Source organism: Salinicola salarius, from assembly GCF_002179555.1.
GTDB classification, from domain to species: domain Bacteria; phylum Pseudomonadota; class Gammaproteobacteria; order Pseudomonadales; family Halomonadaceae; genus Salinicola; species Salinicola salarius_A.
Window position 1 is genome coordinate 1 of sequence record NZ_NHOU01000033.1, and the last position, 21,849, is coordinate 21,849.

Annotated in this window: 22 protein-coding genes and 1 pseudogene; 12 read left to right on the top strand and 11 right to left on the bottom strand. The window is 61.1% G+C overall.

The features are described from left to right. From CCD76_RS16455 to CCD76_RS19830, 5 genes are all read right to left on the bottom strand, one after another. On the bottom strand, positions 1–258 hold a 258-nt coding region (locus tag CCD76_RS16455), incomplete at its 3' end, for a copper-binding protein (RefSeq protein ID WP_218777060.1). A gap of 28 nt (positions 259–286) precedes the next feature. After that, the gene (locus tag CCD76_RS16460) at positions 287–3,445 is read right to left on the bottom strand and encodes an efflux RND transporter permease subunit (RefSeq protein ID WP_087720516.1); all 3,159 of its coding nucleotides are present in this window, start codon (positions 3,443–3,445) and stop codon (positions 287–289) included. Next, a complete protein-coding gene (locus CCD76_RS16465) occupies positions 3,442–4,986 on the bottom strand; it encodes an efflux RND transporter periplasmic adaptor subunit (RefSeq protein WP_087720517.1) in 1,545 nt (514 codons plus the stop codon). The genes CCD76_RS16460 and CCD76_RS16465 overlap by 4 nt, the downstream gene beginning before the upstream one ends. Next, positions 4,979–6,235 carry a TolC family protein gene (locus tag CCD76_RS16470; RefSeq protein WP_218777061.1) on the bottom strand — a complete coding sequence of 419 codons (1,257 nt, stop codon included), beginning with the start codon at positions 6,233–6,235 and terminating at the stop codon, positions 4,979–4,981. The genes CCD76_RS16465 and CCD76_RS16470 overlap by 8 nt, the downstream gene beginning before the upstream one ends. A gap of 84 nt (positions 6,236–6,319) precedes the next feature. Further along, positions 6,320–6,676 (bottom strand): hypothetical protein, encoded by a 357-nt coding sequence (locus tag CCD76_RS19830; RefSeq protein ID WP_143543306.1) that lies wholly within the window; start codon positions 6,674–6,676, stop codon positions 6,320–6,322. Positions 6,677–7,086: 410 nt separating this feature from the next. Here CCD76_RS19830 and CCD76_RS16475 point away from each other — a divergent pair, with 410 nt between their 5' ends. Next, positions 7,087–7,350 (top strand): Y-family DNA polymerase, encoded by a 264-nt coding sequence (locus CCD76_RS16475; RefSeq protein WP_256961342.1) that lies wholly within the window; start codon positions 7,087–7,089, stop codon positions 7,348–7,350. A gap of 32 nt (positions 7,351–7,382) precedes the next feature. Here CCD76_RS16475 and merA read toward each other — a convergent pair whose 3' ends face one another. Genes merA through merT form a run of 4 tightly spaced genes read right to left on the bottom strand, consistent with a single transcriptional unit; the run spans position 7,383 to position 9,921 of the window. Then, the gene (gene merA, locus CCD76_RS16480; RefSeq protein WP_087720518.1) at positions 7,383–9,032 is read right to left on the bottom strand and encodes a mercury(II) reductase; all 1,650 of its coding nucleotides are present in this window, start codon (positions 9,030–9,032) and stop codon (positions 7,383–7,385) included. After that, positions 9,025–9,276: a mercury resistance system transport protein MerF gene (gene merF, locus CCD76_RS16485; protein ID WP_143543307.1), complete on the bottom strand. Its 252-nt coding sequence runs from the start codon at positions 9,274–9,276 to the stop codon at positions 9,025–9,027. Before merF ends, merA begins: the two co-directional genes overlap by 8 nt. Before the next feature lie 2 nt (positions 9,277–9,278). After that, on the bottom strand, positions 9,279–9,557 hold the full coding sequence (gene merP, locus CCD76_RS16490) for a mercury resistance system periplasmic binding protein MerP (RefSeq protein ID WP_087720519.1): 279 nt from the start codon (positions 9,555–9,557) through the stop codon (positions 9,279–9,281). Between the two features lie 13 nt (positions 9,558–9,570). Next, entirely contained in the window at positions 9,571–9,921 is a 351-nt protein-coding gene (gene merT, locus CCD76_RS16495) for a mercuric ion transporter MerT (RefSeq protein WP_087720520.1), read from the bottom strand. Between the two features lie 73 nt (positions 9,922–9,994). On the opposite strand from merT, the gene merR reads away from it, so the two are divergent. Further along, positions 9,995–10,447, top strand: a complete 453-nt coding sequence (merR, locus tag CCD76_RS16500) for an Hg(II)-responsive transcriptional regulator (RefSeq protein WP_087720521.1) — start codon at positions 9,995–9,997, stop codon at positions 10,445–10,447. Here merR and CCD76_RS16505 read toward each other — a convergent pair. Both CCD76_RS16505 and CCD76_RS16510 read right to left on the bottom strand, forming a co-directional pair. Beyond that, positions 10,416–11,012 carry a class I SAM-dependent methyltransferase gene (locus tag CCD76_RS16505; RefSeq protein ID WP_256961343.1) on the bottom strand — a complete coding sequence of 199 codons (597 nt, stop codon included), beginning with the start codon at positions 11,010–11,012 and terminating at the stop codon, positions 10,416–10,418. The two genes, merR and CCD76_RS16505, sit on opposite strands and share 32 nt — an antisense overlap. Positions 11,013–11,084: 72 nt before the next feature. Then, positions 11,085–11,807 (bottom strand): cytochrome c biogenesis CcdA family protein, encoded by a 723-nt coding sequence (locus CCD76_RS16510; protein WP_087720523.1) that lies wholly within the window; start codon positions 11,805–11,807, stop codon positions 11,085–11,087. A gap of 248 nt (positions 11,808–12,055) precedes the next feature. Here CCD76_RS16510 and CCD76_RS16515 point away from each other — a divergent pair, with 248 nt between their 5' ends. From CCD76_RS16515 to ccmI, 10 genes and pseudogenes are all read left to right on the top strand, one after another. Then, entirely contained in the window at positions 12,056–12,688 is a 633-nt protein-coding gene (locus CCD76_RS16515) for a peroxiredoxin (RefSeq protein WP_087720524.1), read from the top strand. An 82-nt stretch (positions 12,689–12,770) separates the two neighbouring features. Next, positions 12,771–13,178, top strand: a complete 408-nt coding sequence (locus CCD76_RS16520; protein ID WP_087720525.1) for a heavy metal-responsive transcriptional regulator — start codon at positions 12,771–12,773, stop codon at positions 13,176–13,178. An 85-nt stretch (positions 13,179–13,263) separates the two neighbouring features. Next, positions 13,264–15,756: a heavy metal translocating P-type ATPase gene (locus tag CCD76_RS16525; protein ID WP_444875470.1), complete on the top strand. Its 2,493-nt coding sequence runs from the start codon at positions 13,264–13,266 to the stop codon at positions 15,754–15,756. A 26-nt stretch (positions 15,757–15,782) separates the two neighbouring features. Continuing rightward, entirely contained in the window at positions 15,783–15,917 is a 135-nt protein-coding gene (locus tag CCD76_RS20435; protein WP_023005305.1) for a hypothetical protein, read from the top strand. A gap of 63 nt (positions 15,918–15,980) precedes the next feature. Beyond that, entirely contained in the window at positions 15,981–16,811 is an 831-nt protein-coding gene (gene dsbG / locus CCD76_RS16530) for a thiol:disulfide interchange protein DsbG (RefSeq protein WP_161629668.1), read from the top strand. 57 nt (positions 16,812–16,868) lie between these two features. Beyond that, positions 16,869–17,567 (top strand): TVP38/TMEM64 family protein, encoded by a 699-nt coding sequence (locus tag CCD76_RS16535; protein ID WP_087720526.1) that lies wholly within the window; start codon positions 16,869–16,871, stop codon positions 17,565–17,567. A 60-nt stretch (positions 17,568–17,627) separates the two neighbouring features. Continuing rightward, positions 17,628–19,617 (top strand): annotated as a pseudogene (locus CCD76_RS16540) (heme lyase CcmF/NrfE family subunit). Then, complete coding sequence (locus CCD76_RS16545) at positions 19,614–20,138, top strand: DsbE family thiol:disulfide interchange protein (protein ID WP_087720527.1); 525 nt, start codon at positions 19,614–19,616, stop codon at positions 20,136–20,138. The pseudogene CCD76_RS16540 and the gene CCD76_RS16545 overlap by 4 nt, the downstream one beginning before the upstream one ends. After that, positions 20,129–20,605, top strand: coding sequence for a cytochrome c-type biogenesis protein (locus CCD76_RS16550; protein ID WP_023005049.1), 477 nt, complete (start codon positions 20,129–20,131; stop codon positions 20,603–20,605). The genes CCD76_RS16545 and CCD76_RS16550 overlap by 10 nt, the downstream gene beginning before the upstream one ends. After that, on the top strand, positions 20,602–21,849 hold the full coding sequence (gene ccmI, locus CCD76_RS16555) for a c-type cytochrome biogenesis protein CcmI (RefSeq protein WP_087720528.1): 1,248 nt from the start codon (positions 20,602–20,604) through the stop codon (positions 21,847–21,849). Before CCD76_RS16550 ends, ccmI begins: the two co-directional genes overlap by 4 nt.

Consider the following 21,849-nt stretch of genomic DNA (forward strand, 5'->3'; position numbering starts at 1 on the left):
CTCGGTGGCCAAAAGCACTTGACCACTACACATCGCTGGCCAGTTGAGTGCCTCGATGGGGCCGTGAGCCAGGGTAATCTTCTGCGACTGTGGGTCGATAGCCTTGACCACGCCATCGCCCTCAACGGCTTTGGTCTGGTTCTGCCCCGATGATGACTTCATGTCCATATTCTGTATTTCCGCTGCCATGACAGGTAGTGTCTGGGTGGCCAGCACCAGCGTGGCAGCGGTCAGCAATGGACGAATCAGCTTATTCATGGGTAAATCCTCATAAGATGTGGAACGGTTAATCTTGTGTTGCATGATGAGAAATGGCGGCTCGATGACGCGGGGTACGCATCAGGCGATACACGATGGGCACCAGAAGCATTGAAACGAATGGGGCGGTAATCATCCCTCCGACCATTGGCGTGGCAATGCGGCTCATGACTTCCGATCCGGTACCGCTGCCTACCATGATCGGGATAAGTCCGGCGAGAATAACGGCTACAGTCATCGCTTTGGGACGTACGCGCAGTACTGCCCCTTCCTGAATAGCGGCATCGAGCGTCTGCGGCTCAAGAGTGCCATCTGCCGCGCGATAGCGTTCAATGGCCTGCTTGAGATAAAGCAGCATCACGACACTGAACTCGGCCGAGACGCCGGCCAATGCAATGAATCCTACCCCTGTGGCAATCGACATGTTGTAGCCGAGCAGATAAAGCAGCCACACCCCGCCAACCAGCGCGAAAGGCAGCGTGCTCATCAGTAGCACAGCTTCACCGATCCTGCGAAATGCCAGGTAAAACAGTACGAAGATAATTAACAGTGTGGCCGGTACGACGAGCTTGAGCCGCGCATTGGCACGTTGCATATATTCGAACTGGCCCGAGTAAGCGATCGAGGTACCGGGTGCGAGTTTGACCTGCTGACCGACCACCTCTTGCAGATCGGCGACTACCGAGCCGAGATCACGGTCGCGTACGTCGACATACACCAGCGTGGTCAGGCGTGCGTTCTCGCTCTTCAACATCGGCGGGCCTTCGCTCAGGCTGATATTCGCCACGCTATCGAGAGTGATCTGCGCGCCGCTGGCGGTAAGAATCGGTAGCTGGCGCATCTCTTCGAGCGAATCTCGCACGGCGCGTGGATAGCGCACGTTGATCGGATAGCGGGCCAGCCCTTCGACTGATTCGGCGATGTTCTTGCCACCGATCGCTGAGGAAATGATTGCCTGCACATCATTGATATTGAGCCCGTAGCGCGCCGCTGCTGCTCGGTCGATATTAATATCGACGTAGCGCCCGCCCTTGAGGCGCTCAGCCAGGGCCGAGGTCACCCCGGGCACCTTCTTCGCTGCCTGTTCGACCTGCTGGGCAATACGGTCAAGTTGAGTAATGTCGGTACCTGAAACCTTGACCCCAATCGGGCTTTTGATACCGGTGGCAAGCATGTCGATGCGGTTACGAATCGGCGGCACCCACACGTTGGTCAGGCCCGGTACCTGCACAATGCGATCAAGCTCCTCAACCAGCTTGTCAGGCGTCATACCAGGCCGCCACTCGTCACGTGGTTTAAAACGAATCGTTGTCTCGAACATGGTCAGGGGCGCCGGATCAGTAGCCGTTTCGGCGCGGCCGGCCTTGCCGAACACGCTTTCCACTTCAGGCACGGTCTTGATCAGGCGGTCGGTCTGCTGCAGCAATTGCGATGCCTTGCCCACCGATAGCCCCGGCAGGGCAGAGGGCATGTAGAGCAGGTCGCCTTCATCGAGTGGTGGCATGAATTCGCTGCCCAACCGATTGATGGGCCAGGCCGCGCTTGCCAACAACACCAGCGCCAGAAAGATCGTGGTTTTGGGGCGACGCAGCGTGACGTTGAGCAGCGGCCGGTATAACCAGATCAGCAGCCGGTTGAGCGGGTTGCGGTTCTCATCGGGAATTCGGCCGCGAATCCAGTAGCCCATCAATACCGGGATCAGGGTGATCGACAGACCAGCCGCACCGGCCATGGCGTAGGTCTTGGTAAACGCCAGCGGCCCGAACAGGCGACCTTCCTGAGCCTGCAGCGTAAATACCGGAATGAATGACATCGTGATGATCAGCAGGCTGAAGAACAGGGCTGGCCCTACTTCGGCAGCAGCATCGCCGATGACTGTCCAGCGGCGTTCTCCCTTGAGCTCTTGGCCCGGATGGGCATGATGCCAGGCCTCGAGCTTCTTGTGGGCGTTCTCGATCATGACCACGGCAGCATCGACCATTGCGCCAATGGCAATGGCCAGACCGCCCAGCGACATGATGTTGGCATTGATGCCCTGCCACTGCATGATCATAAAGGCAACCAGCAGACCCAGCGGCAGCGACAGGATCGCGACGAAAGCCGAGCGCAGATGCCAGAGAAACAATACACACACCAGCGCGACGACGATGAACTCTTCGATCAGCTTGTGGCTCAGGTTCTCGACAGCGTTCTCGATCAGCTGGCTGCGATCATAGGTGGGCACAATTTCGACGCCTTCGGGCAGGCTGCCCTTTAGCGTGGCTAGTCTGTCCTTGACCGCCTCTATCGTCGCCAGCGCATTGCCGCCGGAGCGCAGTACCACCACGCCGCCCACCACTTCGCCTTCGCCGTTGAGCTCGGCAATGCCGCGACGCATCTCGGGCCCGAGCTGAATCCTCGCCACGTCACCCAGCGTGACCGGGACGCCCTCGGCACTGGCCCTGAGCGGAATGTGCTGGAAGTCCTCAAGCGACTCGAGGTAGCCGGACGCCCGCACCATGTACTCGGTTTCGGCAAGTTCAAGCACCGAGCCGCCGGTTTCCTGGTTGGCATTCTGAATGGCCGAGATGACCTGACGCTGTGTAATGCCATAAGCGGCCAGTTTCGCTGGGTCAAGCACCACCTGGTACTGCTTGACCATACCGCCGATGGTAGCGACTTCGGCAACGCCGGGCAGACTCTTGAGCTCATATTTCAGGAACCAGTCCTGCAGGCTACGCAACTGGGACAGATCGTGCTGGCCGCTGCGATCAACCAGTGCGTATTCATACACCCAGCCCACGCCGGTCGCATCAGGGCCCAGCACTGGCGTGACATCATTGGGTAGCTGGCCCTGGGCCTGGCTCAGATACTCGAGCACCCGCGAACGCGCCCAGTAAAGGTCGGTATCGTCGTCGAACAGCACGTAGACATAGGAATCGCCGAAGAACGAATAGCCGCGTACCGTTTTGACCCCCGGAACCGACAACATCATGGTCGAAAGCGGGTAGGTCACCTGCTCTTCGACCAGCTGTGGCGCCTGACCGGGATAGGGGGTACGGACGATGACCTGCACATCGGACAGGTCCGGCAGTGCATCGAGCGGCATATTCTTGACCGAGACCACGCCGGCAACGGCGATGAATACAGTTGCCAGCAGCACCAGAAAGCGGTTGCCGATTGACCAGCGAATCACGCGTGCAATCATTGTGCGCCTCCGCTTTGCTGCAGCTGATCGATAACGTAACCGCTATCACCTTCGCGCATCGTGAAGGTCACGGTGTCGCCGACCTCAATATCTTCCGTCAATCCTGGGTCGGCCAGTTCGAATGGCATCGTCATCGCTGGCCAATCGAGCGCCGGGATGGGCTCATGCGACAGGGTAATCTGCGTGGCAGACAAGTCCTCGACACGTCCGCGGCTTTCAATCGACGCACTGCTGGCCTCTTCAGCCGACATGCTGCTCTGGGCGTCCATATTCATGTTGCCCATGGCTTCCGCGTTGCCAGTGCCCGCACTCTCTGTATCACCGAGACGATCGAGTGCACCGGCCAGACTAGCCTCGGAGTCGATCAGGAACTGACCCGATGCCACGACGCGCTGGCCTTCCTGCAGCCCATCGCGTATCTCGGTCTGCTGACCGGACTGTCTTCCCAGGGTAACGGTTACCGGCGTGAAGCCACCCTCACCGTCAGCGACGAGCACATAGTCGCGTTGACTGCCGTGCAGCACGGCCTCACTGGGTACGGTCAGTACGCTTTCTGCGGTGCTTTCAAGCTGGACACGCGCAAACATGCCGGGACGCAGGCGCAGCTCGGGGTTGGGCAGCGCGATGCGCACCTGCAGCGTACGGCTGGACGGATCATTTGTGGGCAGCACGGCAATCACCTGACCCTCGAACGTCTCGCCAGGATAGGCGGTCAACCGCGCTGTGGCAGACTGACCGACGCGGACCCGGCCGGCCTGGACTTCAGGCACAGCGGCTTCGAGCCAGACGGTGTCCAGCCCGTTGATCACTGCCAGTGGCGCACCTTTCTCCAACGCCATTCCTGCCCGGACATCGAGACGCTGCACGGTGCCGCCAATCGGCGCATGCATCGTGATGACGGGTTGGGCCCGGCGGTTTTTTTCGACACGCTCGATCAAGGCTGACGGCATTCCCATCAGTATCAGCCGTTGACGCGTAGCATTAATCAGAGTGCGATCATGGGTATTGAGCACAGCCAGATACTCTTCCAGCGCACCGCCCCAGGCGGGGATAAGCAGATCGGCCAGGGGCGCGCCCTGCTTGATCACATCACCCGGCGCAAGATCGTAGCTGCGCTCGACGAATCCTGAGCTGCGCGTCTGGACGATCGCTACATCGCGGTCGTTGAACTGCACGTTGGCGGCAGCCTCGATAGCGCTGGTGAGCGCGGTACGGGTAACCTGGACGGTGCGTACGCCAAGGTTCTGTACCACCCCCGGATTGATCCTGACGGCAGCATCTGTATTACCAGCTTCGTCGGCATACTTGGGTACCAGTGCCATATCCATGAACGGGGATTGCCCCGGCTGGTCGAAGTGCTGATCCGGCACCATCGGGTCATACCAGTACAACACCTCGCGCTGTTCACTCTGGTCCTGCGCTTTTTTGGATGCAGGCTCAGTCCCTGATGTATCCCGATGAATCAGCCAGGAGGTGATGCCCACGTTAGCAGCGGTCACGGTAACCAACAGGGCAGCCACTTTAAGCGTATTCTTATTCATTCATGGGCTCCCCATAGGAAAAGTGAAGCTGCATCGCGATCAGATCGCGCTGTTGTTTGAGATCAATGATGCGCAGGCGTTGGTCGATCAGTTCGCGGCGTGCGGCCAGGATGGCGTCGAGAGTGCTCTGGCCGTTTTTGTAGGCGGCGTACTGCAGCTCGACTTTCTGATTGGCGAGATCAAGCCAGGTGGTTTGCGCTCGATTGAGCTGTTGGGATAGTGCGGCGTAGTCGGCCAGCTGATGGTCCAGCTCACTCATTTGCTCACGCAGCAATGCATCGTATTCGAACTGAAGGCGTTCCACGGTGTGCTGACGGGCACGAATTGTCGGGTCCTGACGGCTGCCGGAGAACAGCGGCAGATCAAACGACACCTGTGCCGAGACCATGTCGCCGTAGCGTTCATCACGATGCTGGTAGGCCAGTTCAACGCCCCAGTCAGGACGCTTTTCGGCCTTCGCTTCAGCGAGTCTGGCCTCGGCAATGCGAGTCTGAGCACTCAAGGCAAGTACTTCGGGATAGCGTTTCAGACGTGTGCGCAGGGCTTCCGGCGCAATGGCAAAAGAAGGCGGTGTCCCTTCAAGCGGCTCATCGGCCGCATCGCCCACATAGCGGCGAAGCTCGGCGATGGCTGCGATCCGCTCGCTTTCCAGAGCGTCACGTCGGTCGGCAAGTTCGGCCACGGCTTGTCTGGCAAGCACACTGTCAGTCAGCGGGGCGCTGCCTGATGCGATCTGAGCCTGAACGGTAGTCGTGAGAAGGCGGTTTTCTTGGTCGAGTTCATCAAGCTGTTCAAGCTTGCGTTCCAGGTAGTAGCGCTTGAACCAGGCCTGCGCCGTATGGTGATGCACCATGAGATGCACCACAGAACGCAATGCCTGGGCATTTCCCAACTCGGCCTCGGCAATGGTCTTGCGGGCATGACGCTTGGCGCCATTGGGTATGGACTGCGATAAACCGATGCGCTGCATCGTCATCATGCTATCTGTCAGGCTGCCCCTGTCGGGGCCGGAAACGGGATAGTTGGTGACACCAAGACTTAGTCTGGGGTCAGGCAGTGCATCGGCAGGCTCAATCAATTCACGAGCGCTGGCGATACCAGACATGCTGGCAGCCAGTTCGGGGGCGTTTTGTACGCCTATTGCAAGGGCATCATTAAAGCTTAGTGATGAGGCATGAACGCCTCCGGCCATGCCCAGCCAGCCATTCATTAGCCAGCCAAACAGGACATGATATCTGTGAAGATACATGCTCTAACTCCAGATTTTTCAACGCACAGTCGTGCTTAACCTCGCAGTCGATAGAAGCTGCGAAAGTTGAATCTCAGTAGGGAGTCAGCTCAAACGAGGAGGGCGCCATAAGCCGTCGGTAGAACGGAAAACGGCAGGCGGGTCATACAGCAGAGGGGAAACGCGAACGGGATGTAAGGTATAGATGGATAAATTCGAGTTGGAGATATATAGCGCCATGCCGACAACACAGTCCTGCATTGGCGGGCATTTATCGCTCGAGTCGGGTTGTGATGCGAAATTTTGTGCCATCACATCACAATCCTGCTGGTCAGGTGCATCATGCATCATGAATGTTCCTGGCATCATCTCGCACTGCTCACCAACACCTGACGACGCCAACCCAAGGGCTGGAATCGATAGTGTCAATATCGCAATGAGAATAAGCCTGATGAACATCATGAGATGAAGCAGGTCCTGTGCAAAATTTACCCAGCCTTCATGATAAATACACAGAGACAAGAAAAGCCAGCATATTTTTCGCCATCTTCTTCGGTCTGTAATTAGACGTGCAATAGAGCATCCTGAAACAGGAAGTTGTCACACCACTGGCGAAGGCCCCCGGGACCTCTGTTTCCAAAAACCTATCGCTCAGTCATATCTCCATTAGGTATGAAAGCAGAAAATCCAAAGAATGCTGGTGCTCGAAAGCTGTAACGGCCAGCCTTGGCGGGCTCCTGCTCAGTGAACAGGGAAAGCATTGCTGCCATGACTTCTCAGACAGAACCTGACAAGCGACGCTGTATTTTATTGAGTAAAAGGACGAAACGGTTCGTATCCCTCTTGATTTTCCATTCCACATAAACGGCGACATGAGCGCCCGGGTGCGCGAGGTCCTCGAGGAGTTCTCCGCCGGCGTCGAGCCCTACTCCATCGACGAAATGTTCGTGAGATTCGACGGCTTCGACACGGCCACCACCCAGGCCCTGGCGCGCACGCTCTACCGCAACGTGCGCCAGTTCACCGGCATCCCCGTCTGCGTGGGCGTGGCGCCCACCCGCACCCTGGCCTTATCCGTAGAACATCAAACCTGGCTGAAAGCTCAATCAAGTCTGTTTCCTGACTTGTGCAAGTAGTGATATTCAATAGAACCTCAAGCTCAGCCTGTTCACCCCGCACAGCATGACAACTGCTTCACATCCTTGGTGAAGGTCTGGGCACAGAGCTTGAGGCCTTCCACCATGGTCAGGTAGGGAAACAGCTCATCACCGATGGCCTGTACGGTCATGCGTGCCCGCAGTGCCATCACCGCCGTCTGGATCAGCTCACCAGCTTCTCCCGCCACCGCCTGCACCCCCAGCAACCGCCCTGAGTCGCGTTCGGCCACCATCTTGATGAAACCACCGGTGTCGAAATTCACTAGCGCTCGTGGCACGTTCTCCAGGTCGAGCACGCGGGTCTCCACGCTGAAGCCCTGCTTGAGTGCCTCGGCTTCCGTCAGGCCGACGGTAGCCACCTGGGGGTCGGTGAAGATCACCGCCGGCATGGCGCTGAGATCCAGGGTGGCGTCGCCTTCCGTCATGTTGACGGCGGCCTGACTACCGCCAGCAGCGGCGACATAGACATACTCCGGCTGATCGGTGCAGTCACCGGCGGCATAGAGTCCCGGCACCGTGGTTTGCAGATGCTCATCCACCAGAATCACGCCACGCGCGGTTTCCACGCCGAGGCTCGCCAGGTTCAACGCCTCAGTGTTGGGTATCCGTCCGGTGGCCACCAGCAGTTGATCCGCCCGCAAGGTGCCGGCGTTGGTGTCGACAATGAATTCATTGTCGGTGTAGTCCACGCGGCTCGCCTGGGTCTGCTTGAGCACCTCGATGCCCTCACGGCGAAACGCCACCTCCACCGCGTCCCCCACGGCTGGGTCCTCTTGGGAGAGCAGGCGACTGCGGGCCAGTAGGGTGATCCGGCTGCCCAGCCGGGCGAAGGCCTGGGCCAGTTCCAGGGCCACCACCGAGGCGCCGATGACGATCAGCCGCTCAGGTAGGGTGTCCAGGGCCAGCGCACTGGTGGATGTCAAGTACGGAGTGTCAGCCAGGCCCGGGACTGGCGGTTCTGCGGGACGGGCGCCGGTGCCGATGAAGGCGCGATCGAAGCGGATGGTCTGCTCGCCGCCCTCATCCAGCCTGACCGCCAGGTGATGGGCATCGACGAACCGGGCCTCCCCCTTCATGACCGTAATGGCCGGGTGGTCGCGCAGAATCCCCTCGTACTTGGTATCACGCAGTTCCTCGACACGCCGTTGCTGTTGTTCGAGCAGCTTCGCCCGATCCACTACCGGCGCCTGGGCGCTCAGGCCCGCATCGAAGGGACTTGCCGTGCGCAAGTGGGCAATAAGCGCGGCGCGAATCATGATCTTCGAGGGCACACAGCCGGTGTTGACGCAGGTGCCACCGAGGGTACCGCGTTCGATCAGGGTAATGTGGGCGCCGCGTTCGGCGGCCTTCAGGGCCGCCGCCATGGCGGCGCCGCCGCTGCCGATGACCGCGATGTGCGGGGCGTCTGCATCGCGGCCCTTGGAAACCGATGCGTCTGCCGGAGAAGGTATCCCACTGTTGGCCAGTCGGGCCTGGTAGCCAAGTCGGGTCACGGCGAACGTCAACGCCGAGGCCGGTGTACCCGGATCAACGGCTACCGATGCCGTCCCCCGCGGATAGGATACCTCGACCGACTGCACGCCGGGCAGTTTCTCCAGGGCTTCCCTGACATGGTTCGCACAGCTGTCACAGGTCATGCCACTCACGTTGAGTTCAATCATCACGCTTCTCCGAGGCTTCATGGGTGCGGCAGGCGTCCTGCTTTCGCTTGCGGTGTCGAGCGTAGAGAGGTAAGCCGATGACGATGGCTAGGGCCAGGGCAGCGAAAAGCACGTAGTCGAGATAGCCTGTCAGCGCGGCCAGGCCCGCCGTGCCGAACAGAATCAGGACTATTGGCACGACGCAACACAACACCATCAGCACGCTGCCAAGCACGACGTTTGAAAATTTCTTCGGACCTTTCACGCTTATTCCTTCACCGTCGAGGGATAACCTGCATTGGCCGTGGCCTGGAGCAGGGCCTCAACCGTGGTCTTGGCATCGTCGAAGGTGACCACGGCCTCACGATCCGGGTAGCTCACGTCGATTTGCGAGACGCCGTCCACCTTGTTGAGTGCGGCCTTGACGGTGATCGGGCAGGCGGCGCAGGTCATGCCCGGTACCGAGAGCGTCACGGTCTGCAGGGCCGCCATGGCGGGCGAGCTGAGCAGCGCGAGTAGCGCGATGAGGGCGATACGAGTTTTCATGGGGAACCTCCTCTCAATAGAACCAGGGCAATGTGTAGGGAAAGACCAGCGCGATCAGTACCAGCAGCGACACGAGCCAGAAGATCACTTTGTAGGCCACACGGACTCGGGGCACAGCGCACACATCCCCCGGCTGGCACTGTTCCGCTGGCCGGAAGATCCTGCGCCAGGCGAAGAACATCGCCACCAGTGCCACACCGATGAAGAGGGGGCGGTAGGGTTCCAGGGCCGTCAGGTTGCCGATCCAGGCGCCGGAAATCCCCAGCATGATCAGCACCAGCGGGCCGAGGCAGCAGATCGAGGCAAGGAGGGCCGCAAGCCCTCCGGCAGCCAGGGGCCCTCGCCCCGTTTTCGATTTCCGCATGGACGCTTCTCCTTTCAGGACATGAGGTACTGCGATAAGGTTACTTCCGTAGTTGAATACGGAGTCAAGCGTCATGAAGAGACAGGCAGATAGAGTAGCGGGCACCATGACCATTGGTGGCCTGGCCAAGGCGGTTGGCGTCAATGTCGAGACCATCCGGTATTATCAGCGCCGCGGGCTACTCCCAGAGCCCGAACGTCCTGCCGGCAGTATTCGCCGCTATGGCACAGCCGACGTGGCGCGGCTGACCTTCGTCAAAACCGGCCAACGGCTGGGCTTCAGCCTGGACGAGATCACTGAGCTGTTGCGATTGGAGGATGGCACTCATTGCCAAGAGGCCAGCACACTGGCCGAGCATAAACTGCGGGATGTACGTGGGAAGATCGCCAGCCTCCAGCGTATCGAGCGGACACTGGCCCACCTGGTACATGCGTGTCATGAGCAGGAAGGGAGTATTACCTGCCCACTGATCGCCTCATTACACGAGGGCTTGATCAGCGGGGAACAGCAGCCCCCCAGAAATTGAAACCGGCAAACCTCGGGACCTTCGAAAGATAGCCCGTCTCCATCCGCTGGATGCCGAAGCCGGCGTGCTCGATGAGCTCGGGTATGTCGCGGTTGAGATGGCAGCCCCCCGCCACCTTGCACCACAGGGGGTTGACGCGGTCCTGCCACTGTCGCACGGCCTCGTCGGGTGCCGTGCCGTGCTCGCAGAACAACAACTGGCTACCCGGCTTGAGGACGCGACGCATCTGCTCGAGCGCGCGGTGCCAGTCCGGAATCGTGCACAGGGTGTAGGTGAGCACCACGGTATCGACACTGTTGTCGTCGAGAGGGATCTCCTCTCCCGGTAGGTCCAGCCAGCGCACCTCGAACGGCGCGCGGGTGACGTTGCGGCGCGCCTTGCGGCGCATGCCCTCGGAGGGTTCGAGCCCCCAGACCAGTTCGACCCGGCGCGGATCGTAGTGGGGAAGGTTGAGTCCGGACCCCATGCCCACCTCTAGGACTCGGCCCCGTGCCTGCGGCACCACGGCCGCCCGCTGGCGCTCGACCACTTCGTGGCCACACGCCAGGTGGAGGAGGTGTGGCAAAACGTGATTCTCGTAGAAGGACATCAGGAACCGCCTTCAGTGTGGTTGTCGCATGACTGATATACGGCCGGGCTACCCCAGTGTCGCCAGCGAGGGAAACAAGTCGACCATGATGCTGGAGAGCCGCGTCATGGTGCCCGAGACGATAGCGATGCCCATCAGGATCACGATCGTGCCGGCGATCGGGCGAGCATAGGCACTCCACCTGCCCAGACTTTGCCGATGCAGGGCGATTCGATTGATCAGCAGGGTACTGGCGAGAAAGGGCAGCGCCAGGCCCGCCGAGTAGGCGCTGAGATAGATCATGCCGGCCTGGGCACTGGCGGCGCTGGAGGTGGCCATCAGGATGGCGCCCAGGATGGGGCCGATACAGGGCGTCCAGCCGATGGCGAAGGAGACCCCGAACACCGTCGCCGACAGCGGGGAGCCACCCTGGACGTTCGGTGTGAACTGAAGGGTGCGCTGGAACAGCGGCAACCGGAACACACCGGTCATGAACAGGCCCAGCACGATCACCGCCGAGCCGGCGACCCAGTTGAATTCCTGGCGATACCCCCGCATCAGTTGGCCGATACCACTGGCGCCGAGTCCCAACAGGATGAACACGATGCTGAAGCCGAAGACGAAGAAGGCACTGAGGATCAATGCCTCCAGGCGTCTATCGGCCTTGCCGGCACTACCACCCGTGACCACCGACAGGTAGGCCGGTAGCAGCGGCAGCGTGCAGGGCGAGAAGAAGGACACCAACCCGCCGGCGAAGGCGCCGATCAAGCCAATAGAAGAGAGAGATTCCAAGGCGTTACGCTTCCTGGGGGCAAGGTGCTCGATGCGAAGCAGCCTAGGGCCAGCCGCCTACTTCGGACATGGTTCGGCGAAAGATTCTAAAGGTTGCATCTACTGCAAGGTCAACCATGGATACATATCTTCCGATATAACGCAAAAGAATATGCTCCTTTCCTCGAAAGCCCTTGACCTTGAAGTTGACTTTAAGGATATCGTGCGTAGTGCATCATCTAACACTTGCCAGAGATAAGGAAAGCGAGATGACCCTACAGCTAGGGGAGATAGCTCCCGATTTCACGGTCGAATCCACCGAAGGCACGCTTGGCTTTCATCAGTGGCTGGGCAAGGACTGGGCCGTGCTGTTCTCGCACCCCGCCGATTATACGCCAGTCTGCACCACGGAACTGGGCGCGTTTGCCAGGCGCAAGGACGAGTTCGCCGCGCGTGGCGTCAAGCTGGTGGGGGTGTCGGTTGATCCCCTCGCTTCCCACCACGACTGGGCGGGGGATATTGAGCAGACCCAGGGCGCGGCCCTGAACTACCCCCTGCTGGCGGACGCGGACCAGGTGGTGGCGCAGTTATATGGAATGATCCACCCGAAAGCCGACCCCAAGGTGACGGTGCGTACCGTCTTCATCATCGATTCCGACAAGAAAATCCGCCTGACCTTGACCTATCCGCCCAGCACCGGGCGTAACGTCGACGAGCTCCTGCGGGTCATCGACTCGCTCCAGCTAACCGACAAGCACAAGGTGGCCACGCCTGTCGACTGGCAAAATGGTGACGATGTCATCATCTTGCCGTCGCTCTCGGATGACGACGCAAGACAACACTTCCCCGAGGGTTGGGACGCCAAGACGTCCTACCTGCGAGTCGTGCGCCAACCGGACTAATCGGCACCACGGCCGCGAATCAGGCCGCCTGTCCCAGGCGGCCTGTTGGAAGCTCCGATTCACAGTGTCGTGAGGTGAAGCTATGCAAACACTCAGTATCGGCGAGCTTGCCGAACGCAGCGGGGTCGCCAGCCAGGCGATTCGTTTCTACGAGAAAGAGAAACTCATGCCCGCCCCCCAGCGGACGGACGCCAATTATCGTCGTTATCCCCTGGATGCCGTGGCCAGGCTGCAATTCATCGTCCATGCCAAGCAGTGGGGCTTCACGCTCGAGGAAATCCGTGAGCTGTTGATCCTCCAGGATGCCAACGGCGACCGGGCGCAGGCCAAGCGCATCGCCGGAGAGAAACTGCACAAGATCCGCGAGCAAATTCGACATCTCTCGCGGATCGAGGCCGTGTTGTCGAAGACACTCGACGAATGTGCGGGCGAAGGGCCGATGCAGGAAGGCTGCCCGATCGTCGAGGCCATCGCCGAGAAGGCCGAATGATCGACATCGTCGCCCCCGGCAGCGTAACGCAGGGTATCCAACGCTCGCACGCCGAGCCGTCGATAAATCGAGTAGGGAGAGCACAATGATGGCGGAAAGCGTCGATATCGAGATTCGCGGCATGTCCTGTGCCTCCTGTGTCGGGCGCGTGGAGCGGGCCCTCGGCCAGCAGCCGGGCGTCATCGACGCTCAGGTGAACCTGGCCACGCAGAAGGCCGCGATCCAGATAGAGGGAAGCACCACGACTGCCAACCTGGTCGATGTCATCGAAACGGCGGGTTATCAACCGGTAGTGGAGAGCCTCGACATTCCCGTCACCGGCATGAGCTGCGGATCCTGCGTCTCGCGGATAGAGCGAGCGCTCGGCAAGCTACCCGGCATGGTGGAGGTGAGCGTCAATCTTGCCACCCAGAAGGCCTCTGTCCGTTTCCTGCCGGGGACCGTATCGCGGTCGCGCATTCAGCATGCCATCCGCGAGGCGGGCTATGAACCGCAGGATGTCGGTACGCCGCAACAGGCGGACAGCAAGGACCGGGAGAGAGCCCAGCTTCGCCACCGAGTCGTGCTTGCTGCAGTGCTCACAATCCCGGTGGCCATCATCGCCATGGGCAAGATGATCCCGGCGCTGGAGGCGCTGTTATCGAGTCTGATGCCGCATCGCGGCTGGATGGGCGTCGAGTGGCTGCTGACCACCCCCGTGCAGTTCTATGCCGGGGCACGCTTCTATCGTGCCGGCTACGCCGAACTCCGACACGCCAACCCAGGCATGAATAGCCTGGTCATGATCGGCTCGAGCGCCGCCTACTTCTATTCGGTCGCCGCCCTGCTGGCGCCCGGGTTCTTCCCCTCCGGTACCGCCGTGAGCTACTTCGAGGCGGCAGCCGTGATCGTGACGCTGATCCTGTTGGGACGCTACTTCGAGCACATCGCCAAAGGCCGCACCTCCGAGGCGATCAAGAAGCTCCTGCAGTTACAGGCGAAAACCGCCCGCGTCATTCGCGACGGTGAAGCGATCGAGGTGCCGATCGAGGCCGTCGTGCCCGGCGATCGCATACTGGCCCGCCCGGGGGAGCGTATCCCAGTGGATGGCATCGTTGAAGAAGGCCATTCCTACGTCGACGAGTCGATGATCAGCGGTGAACCGGTGCCGGTTGCCAAGCAGCAGGATGCCGAAGTCGTCGGCGGCACCATCAACAAGAACGGCGCGCTTACCTTCCGCGCCACTCGGGTCGGTGCCGACACCGTGCTGTCGCAGATCGTCAAGATGGTGGAATCGGCCCAGGCCGAGAAGCCCCCGATCCAGCAGCTGGCCGACAAGATCGCCGGGGTGTTCGTGCCCGCGGTCATCGTCATCGCCCTGATCACCTTCGGGGTGTGGTTCGCCTTCGGGCCAGCGCCGGCCCTGTCCTTCGCCTTCGTCACCACGGTGAGCGTGCTGCTGATCGCTTGCCCCTGCGCGATGGGCCTGGCCACCCCGACCGCGATCATGGTCAGTACCGGCAAGGGCGCCGAGATGGGAGTGTTGTTCCGCAAGGGCGCGGCGCTCGAGACGCTGGCCAAGATGGATACCGTCGTGCTCGACAAGACCGGCACCCTGACTCAGGGTCGCCCCGAGCTGACCGATTTCGAGGTGATCGAGGGGAACGAGAGCGAAGTGCTCCAACTGGTCGCGGCTGTGGAAGCCCACAGCGAGCACCCCATCGCCGAGGCCATCGTGCGCGGCGCCCAGACGCGTGGACTCGAGCTGCCGGCCGTCAGTCATTTCAGCGCCGAACCGGGCTACGGCATCGAGGCCGAGGTCGCCGGCCACCGGCTTCATGTGGGGGCCGATCGCTATATGCATCGGCTGGGGATCGAGCTCGGCCAGGCGGAAGCATGCGCCAAGGCGTTTGCCGAGGACGCCAAGAGCCCCCTCTATGCCGCGGTGGACGGCCGGCTCGCCGCGGTCATCGCGGTGTCCGATCCGCTCAAGGAAGGCTCGATCGAGGCCATCACGGCGCTCGAGGCGCTGGGGCTGGAAGTGGCCATGCTCACCGGCGACAACCGCGCCACCGCCGAGGCCATCGCCAGACAGGTCGGCATCCAGCGGATTCTCTCCGAGGTGTTGCCGGACCAGAAAGCGGACGAGATCAAGCGACTACAGGCCGTGGGCGGCAAGGTCGCGTTCGTGGGCGACGGCATCAACGATGCCCCGGCGTTGGCGCAGGCCGACGTGGGCATCGCCATCGGTACCGGGACGGATATCGCCATCGAGGCCGGCGACGTAGTGCTGATGCGTGGCGACCTGAGGGGAATCGTCAATGCCGTGGCGCTCTCCAAGCGTACCCATCGGACCATCATCGGGAATTTCGTCTGGGCCTATGGCTACAACGTGGCGCTGATCCCCGTGGCGGCGGGCGTGCTCTATCCGTTCATCGGCGTATTGCTCAACCCTATGCTGGCGGCTGCCGCCATGAGTGTCTCCAGCGTCTTCGTGTTGACCAACTCGTTGCGGCTACGCCGCTTCACGCCGGATATCGATGACGCTTCGCCGGTGACGAGCGGTGAACCCCAGGCGGTTCGGGCCCACCAAGTCTGAGTAGCAAAATTTAATAGGAGACCAAGATGATGGGAAGCGAAGCATGCACGTGGGGGATGGCGGGGATGGGGCTCATTTCCATCCTGCTGATTATTGCGTTGGTGCTTGGCGTCGCCGCGCTCGCCAAGTATCTGTTCTTCGGAAAGAAGCGTGATAGCTGACAACCAATCGCTACGACAGGTTCGATTCCCCGGGTTGATCAGAGAGCGATGAAGAGGCCGTTCATGAAGAAAATCATCTACTCCACTTATTGCCTTGCTGTTGTAGGGCTGTTCGGTCTCATTACGCTCCCCGCTCTGGCGGAGGAAACGGGGGGCGATTCTCTTGAAGGCCACCAGGCCATTAGTACAGCCGATACTGGAACACCCCTACCCGCATCGATTACGGCATTATTGGATCAAGGACTCAAATTCCACGGAACCTTTAATGCCCCGGGAGATATACAAGGTTATGCCTTGTCCTATGATAATGAGCCCGTGGCGGCTTATATTCCCTCCACTTCCGACCACGCCATCATCGGTACCTTAATTGATCCTCAGGGCAACGCTGTAATGGAAAATCAACTTCAAGCTCTGGTGCTGGAACCGATGCTGGAAGCTACCTGGAGCGCGTTCGAGGACACTCGCTTTATTCCGGAAGGACCTGATAGTGCGTCACATATCGTGTATACGCTGACCGACCCCAATTGTCCCTACTGCAATGCGCTGTGGAAGAGCTCACGGTCTCTAATCGATCAAGGTGAGCTTCAGCTTCGTCATGTGCTGGTCGGCGTTCTGTCAGAGGACAGTCTCCGCAAGGCGGCCGCGATCCTTGAGTCGAATGACCCAACCAAAGCCCTCGAAACCCATGAATTGAACTTCCGCAATGGCGGCATCAGTCCGGTGGTGCCGTCGGAGGAGAGTCGAGCGCTTCTTAGGCGGCATGCCCAGCTCATGCGCGAGGCCGGCGCCACGGGAACGCCGACCAGCTATTACCGCGATGAAGAAGGTAATGTGCAGCGCATCAATGGTGCGGTGTCGACCGACCGGCTTCGCAACATATTGGGTGTCGAATGACACGCCATAACGGCACAGGGGTGACATGAGATGTCATCTCACACAACTGAGATGAGTATGGCAAGCACGCTCGGTGTAAAGCACAGGCTCATATTGGGAGCTTCTGTGCTGATTGGCTTGGTGACCCTCTATTGGATCCTGATGGAGACCGGTGCCTTATCGACGCTCACCAATAAGCAGGCTCTGCGTGAGTGGGTTGGCCAGTTGGGGGGCTGGGGGCCATTGACCATTATCGCCATGATGATAGCGGCCATTGTCATGAGCCCGATACCCAGTGGGCCGATCGCCATGGTGGCCGGTGCGATCTACGGCCCTCTATGGGGGACGGCGTATGTGGTCATCGGTGCCGAGGCCGGCGCGTTGCTCGCCTTCGGCATCGCCCGCCTGCTCGGCTATGAGGTGATCCATCGCTGGTCGCGTACTCGTCCCATCCTCGACTGGCTGGGCAGAGAACGCTCTCAAACCGGGTTGATGCTCGTCGTATTCGCATCGCGATTGGTGCCATTCATTTCGTTCGATGCCGTCAGCTACGCGGCGGGCCTGACACCGCTGGCCTTCTGGCGTTTCTTGATTGCCACGCTGGCCGGGGTGGTTCCGACGGCGTACTTGATCGTCATGTTCGGCGAAGTCCTGATTACCGCCGACTCCCGTGGCCTCACGGTCGCGCTGATCCTCGCGAGTGGGGTCACGCTCCTGCCGCTCCTGGCGAGAGTTGTGTGGACTCGGCATCGAAAGCGACGGACTAGCTCGAATTGACGGGCTGCCGAAGCCGATCGCCTCGCCCCAAGAAATCACGCGACTCAAGACGGAATCCCTATGCTCGTCAGAATCATTCCTGAACTCGGTCTCTTCGCGCTGATCATGGCGCTGGGCCTGGCGTTTATACAGGCGCTGGCTCCGTTAGCGGGCGTCACGCTCCGCCGCCCACTCTGGATGGCCTTCGCCGAGCCCATGGCATGGGGGCAGTTCGCCTTCTTGCTGGTGGCCTATGCCAGCCTGACCGCGAGCTTCCTGCTCGACGATTTCAGCGTGTCCTATGTGGCCAACAACTCCAACTCGATGCTGCCGTGGTATTACAAGCTCACGGCGGTGTGGGGGGGGGCACGAAGGCTCGGTGCTGCTATGGAGCCTGATCCTCAGCGGCTGGGGCTTCGCCGTCAGCCTGTTCTCGCGCAACCTGCCGCGTGACATGCTGGCCCGTGTCTTGGGGGTCATGGGCATGGTCAGCACCGGATTCTTGCTGTTCATCCTGATCACCTCGAGCCCTTTTGAACGTCTGCTGCCGGGAGTGCCTCAGGACGGCGCCGATCTCAACCCGCTGCTACAGGACGTCGGGCTGATCTTCCATCCCCCCATGCTCTATATGGGCTATGTGGGCTTCTCGGTAGCTTTCGCCTTTGCCATCGCTGCCTTGCTGGGAGGACGGCTCGATGCCGCCTGGACACGCTGGGTGCGGCCCTGGACCAATATTGCTTGGGCCTTCCTCACCATGGGCATCGCGCTGGGTAGTTGGTGGGCCTACTACGAGCTGGGGTGGGGCGGCTGGTGGTTTTGGGACCCGGTGGAGAACGCCTCGTTCCTGCCCTGGCTGACCGGGACGGCGCTCATCCATTCGCTGGCAGTCACGGAAAAGCGTGGCACCTTCAAGAGTTGGACCGCCCTGCTGGCGATCTTTACCTTTTCGCTGTCGCTGCTGGGCACCTTCCTGGTGCGCTCCGGGGTGCTGACGTCGGTGCATGCCTTCGCCAATGACCCGTCACGGGGCATCTTCATTCTGGCACTGCTGGGGTTCACGGTGGGCGCTTCCTTGCTGATCTTTGCCCTGCGTGCGCCGCGGATGAGCGGCAATGTGGGCTTCGGCTGGTTGTCTCGTGATGCGCTGTTGCTGATCAATAATATCCTCTTGGTCGTCATGACCGTGACCGTTTTGCTGGGCACGGTCTATCCGCTGATTCTCGATGCCCTGGGGCTGGGCAAGATCAGCGTCGGCCCACCGTACTTCAATACGCTATTCGTGCCGCTGACCGTGCTGCTGTGCGCCTTCATGGGGCTAGGCCCCGTGGCGCGCTGGAAGCAGATGGCGGGGCGCGAGTTGATGCGCCGACTACTTTGGTCCGGCATCGCCGCGCTGATCATGGCGGCGGCGGTTCCGTTCATCTACGGCGGAGAATGGAACGCCGCCGTGGCGCTGGGGCTGGTCATGGCCCTGTGGGTCGTGCTGGCGTTGATGCGTGACCTGTTCGACAAGACCCGCCATGCCTCCTCACCCCTGGCCGGCTTGCGCAAGCTGTCGCTGGCGCATTGGGGCATGGTAGTCGGCCATCTGGGCATGGCCATCACCATCGTGGGCGTGGCCATGGTGTCGAACTATGCCATCGAGCGTAACGTACGTCTTGCCGTGGGGGAGCGTGTCGAGATAGGCGGCTACAGCTTCACCATGACCGACCTGAGCGAGCGCCGCGGTCCCAATTTCCTGGCCGATACGGCAACCCTTGAGGTGGCACGTGATGGCCAGCATGTCACCACCCTACGGCCCGAGAAGCGATTGTATATTGCCCGCGGTCAGCCCATGACCGACGTCGCCCTTCGCCCTGGGCTGCTGCAGGACATTTACGTGGCGCTGGGCGAAGACTTGGGTGACGGTGCCTGGGCCATGCGAATCCAGATCAAGCCGTTCGTACGCTGGCTCTGGCTGGGGGCGTTGTTGATGGCCACTGGCGGTCTGCTGGCGGTGGCGGACCGTCGCTATCGGCGTCAGCGCTCAGTGGCAGCTGACTCCACTCTCCTCCGTGAGGTCCATACATGAAACGGCGACTGTTACTGCTTTTCCCCTTGCTGGTTTTCCTGGGACTGGGTTTCTTTCTCTATCGCGGCTTGGCCATGGATCCCAGTGCCCGTGATTCGGCACTGCTGGCCCAGCAGTTTCCGGCCTTTACCCTCTCGACACTGGAGGATCCCGATGCCCGGGTCGATGAGTCCCTACTGCTTGAGCAGGTCACGCTGGTCAATGTCTGGGCCGAATGGTGCCCGACCTGCAAGGAGGAAATGCCCCAGCTGCTGACACTCGCTGAGCGCGGCGTGCGCTTGGTCGGCATCAACTACAAGGACACCCGCGTCAAGGGGCGGGAGTTTCTCGACGAGTTCGGCGACCCCTTCGAAGTCAATATCTTCGATCCGGATGGCGATCTGGGGTTCGAGCTCGGCGTCTACGGTGTGCCGGAGACCTTCCTCGTCGATGCCGAGGGCATCATTCGCTATAAGCACACGGGCTATATCACTCCCGAGGATGTCGAACGTGTCGTGCAGGAGGTGGGCAAATGGCGTTGATGACCCGGGCCGGCCTGCTGTTGCTCTTGTTGATAACGTCGGTCCCTGTGCTGGCGGATTCGGCTATCGAGGTGCGTGACTTCGAGAGGCCAGTAATGGCCGAGCGCTATCGTGATCTTACTGCCTCATTGCGCTGCCCCAAATGCGATGCCCAGGCCATCGACAGCTCGGATTCCCCGGTGGCTGCCGACATGCGCGAACGCGTTGCAGATTTGTTACGCGAAGGGCGATCCGATAAAGAAATCCTCGATTACATGGTCGCACGCTTCGGCGAATTCGTGCTTTATAACCCGCGACTCGACGAGCGTACCTGGCTGCTATGGGGATTGCCGTTCGTGCTGGTGATGATCGGGGGGTTTATCGTGGCGGTCTTCGTCCGCAAACGAAAGCATGCCCAGGTTCGAGCGCTCAGCGCCGAGGAGCGCGAGTACCTCAATGCCCTGTTTAACCGCGAGGGGAGCGAATGAATCTGCTCTGGTTGGGCATCGCCCTGTTACTGTTGCCTGCCCTGTGGCTCGTGATCCTGCCGCTGAGACGGACCCGCCCGCTGCACGATGCTCAGCAGGCCTTCGAAACCAAGCAGCGCACCGATGCCCAGAACGTGGCGGTCTATCGTCAGCGCCTGGCCTCGCTGGAAACGGCCCATGCACGCGGCGAGCTCGACACCGCGCGAGTCGAGGAGGGTCGGCTGGAGCTCGAACGCAGCCTGCTCGAGGATACCCAGGTACGCCGACGCACACCGCTCAAATCCCCCCAGGCCGGACGGTTGTTGGTGCCGCTGGTGATGGTGGCGTTGGTGGTGGCCAGTCTGCTCTGGTATCAACGGGAAGGCGCCGAGGGCGATCTGGCACTGTATGCCGTGCATCAGGAGGTGCGCAACTCGCCTGACGGCTCGCTGGCGATGCTGATCGAGCGGCTCGAGGAGCAGGCCAAGCGACAGCCGGACAATCCCAAGGTGTGGATGTCGCTGTTTCCGCTGTACCGGGACAGCAATCGGGGACGTGATGCCATCGCCGCGCTTGAGCGCCTGATTGAGCTGGAGGGTCGACAGCCTTCCCTGCTGGCGCAATTGGCACAGATCCAATTCTTCGTCGCCAATCGCTCGATGACCGAGGAGGTCCAGGCACTGGTCGACGAGACCCTAGACAAGGATCCGCGTCAGCCGACGGTGCTCGGCATGCTGGGCATCCATGCCTTCGATCGCGCCCGCTATGAAGAGGCTATCGATTACTGGCGACGCGCGATCGCCGGCTTCGACGACCCCGGCTCGGCGGAAGCGCTGCGGGAGGGCATTGCCGTGGCACAACAGCGCCTGGACGCCTCGTCCGACCAGGTCGATGCCCATCAAGCCGCGCAGGACGGCGCGTCGCTCGCGGTCAGGGTCGGCCTCGCCGAAGCGCTCCGCGAGTGGGCCGCACCGGACGACACGGTGTTCGTCGTCGCCCGCGACGTGGCCGGCGAACTGCCGCCGCTGGCCATCGAGCGGGCCACGGTCGCCGACCTACCGCTCGAGGTGACACTCGACGACGACGATGCCATGGCGCCCCAAGCACGGCTCTCCCAGGTTGCCGAGCTGCGCCTGACGGTGCGCGTCTCCGCGTCGGGCGAGGCCACCCCGCAGCCAGGCGACCTGATCGGCGAGGCGGGGCCGGTGACACTCGGCGAGGCCGACTCGCCGATCGACGTCACCATCGATCGCGTCGTCGAGTAA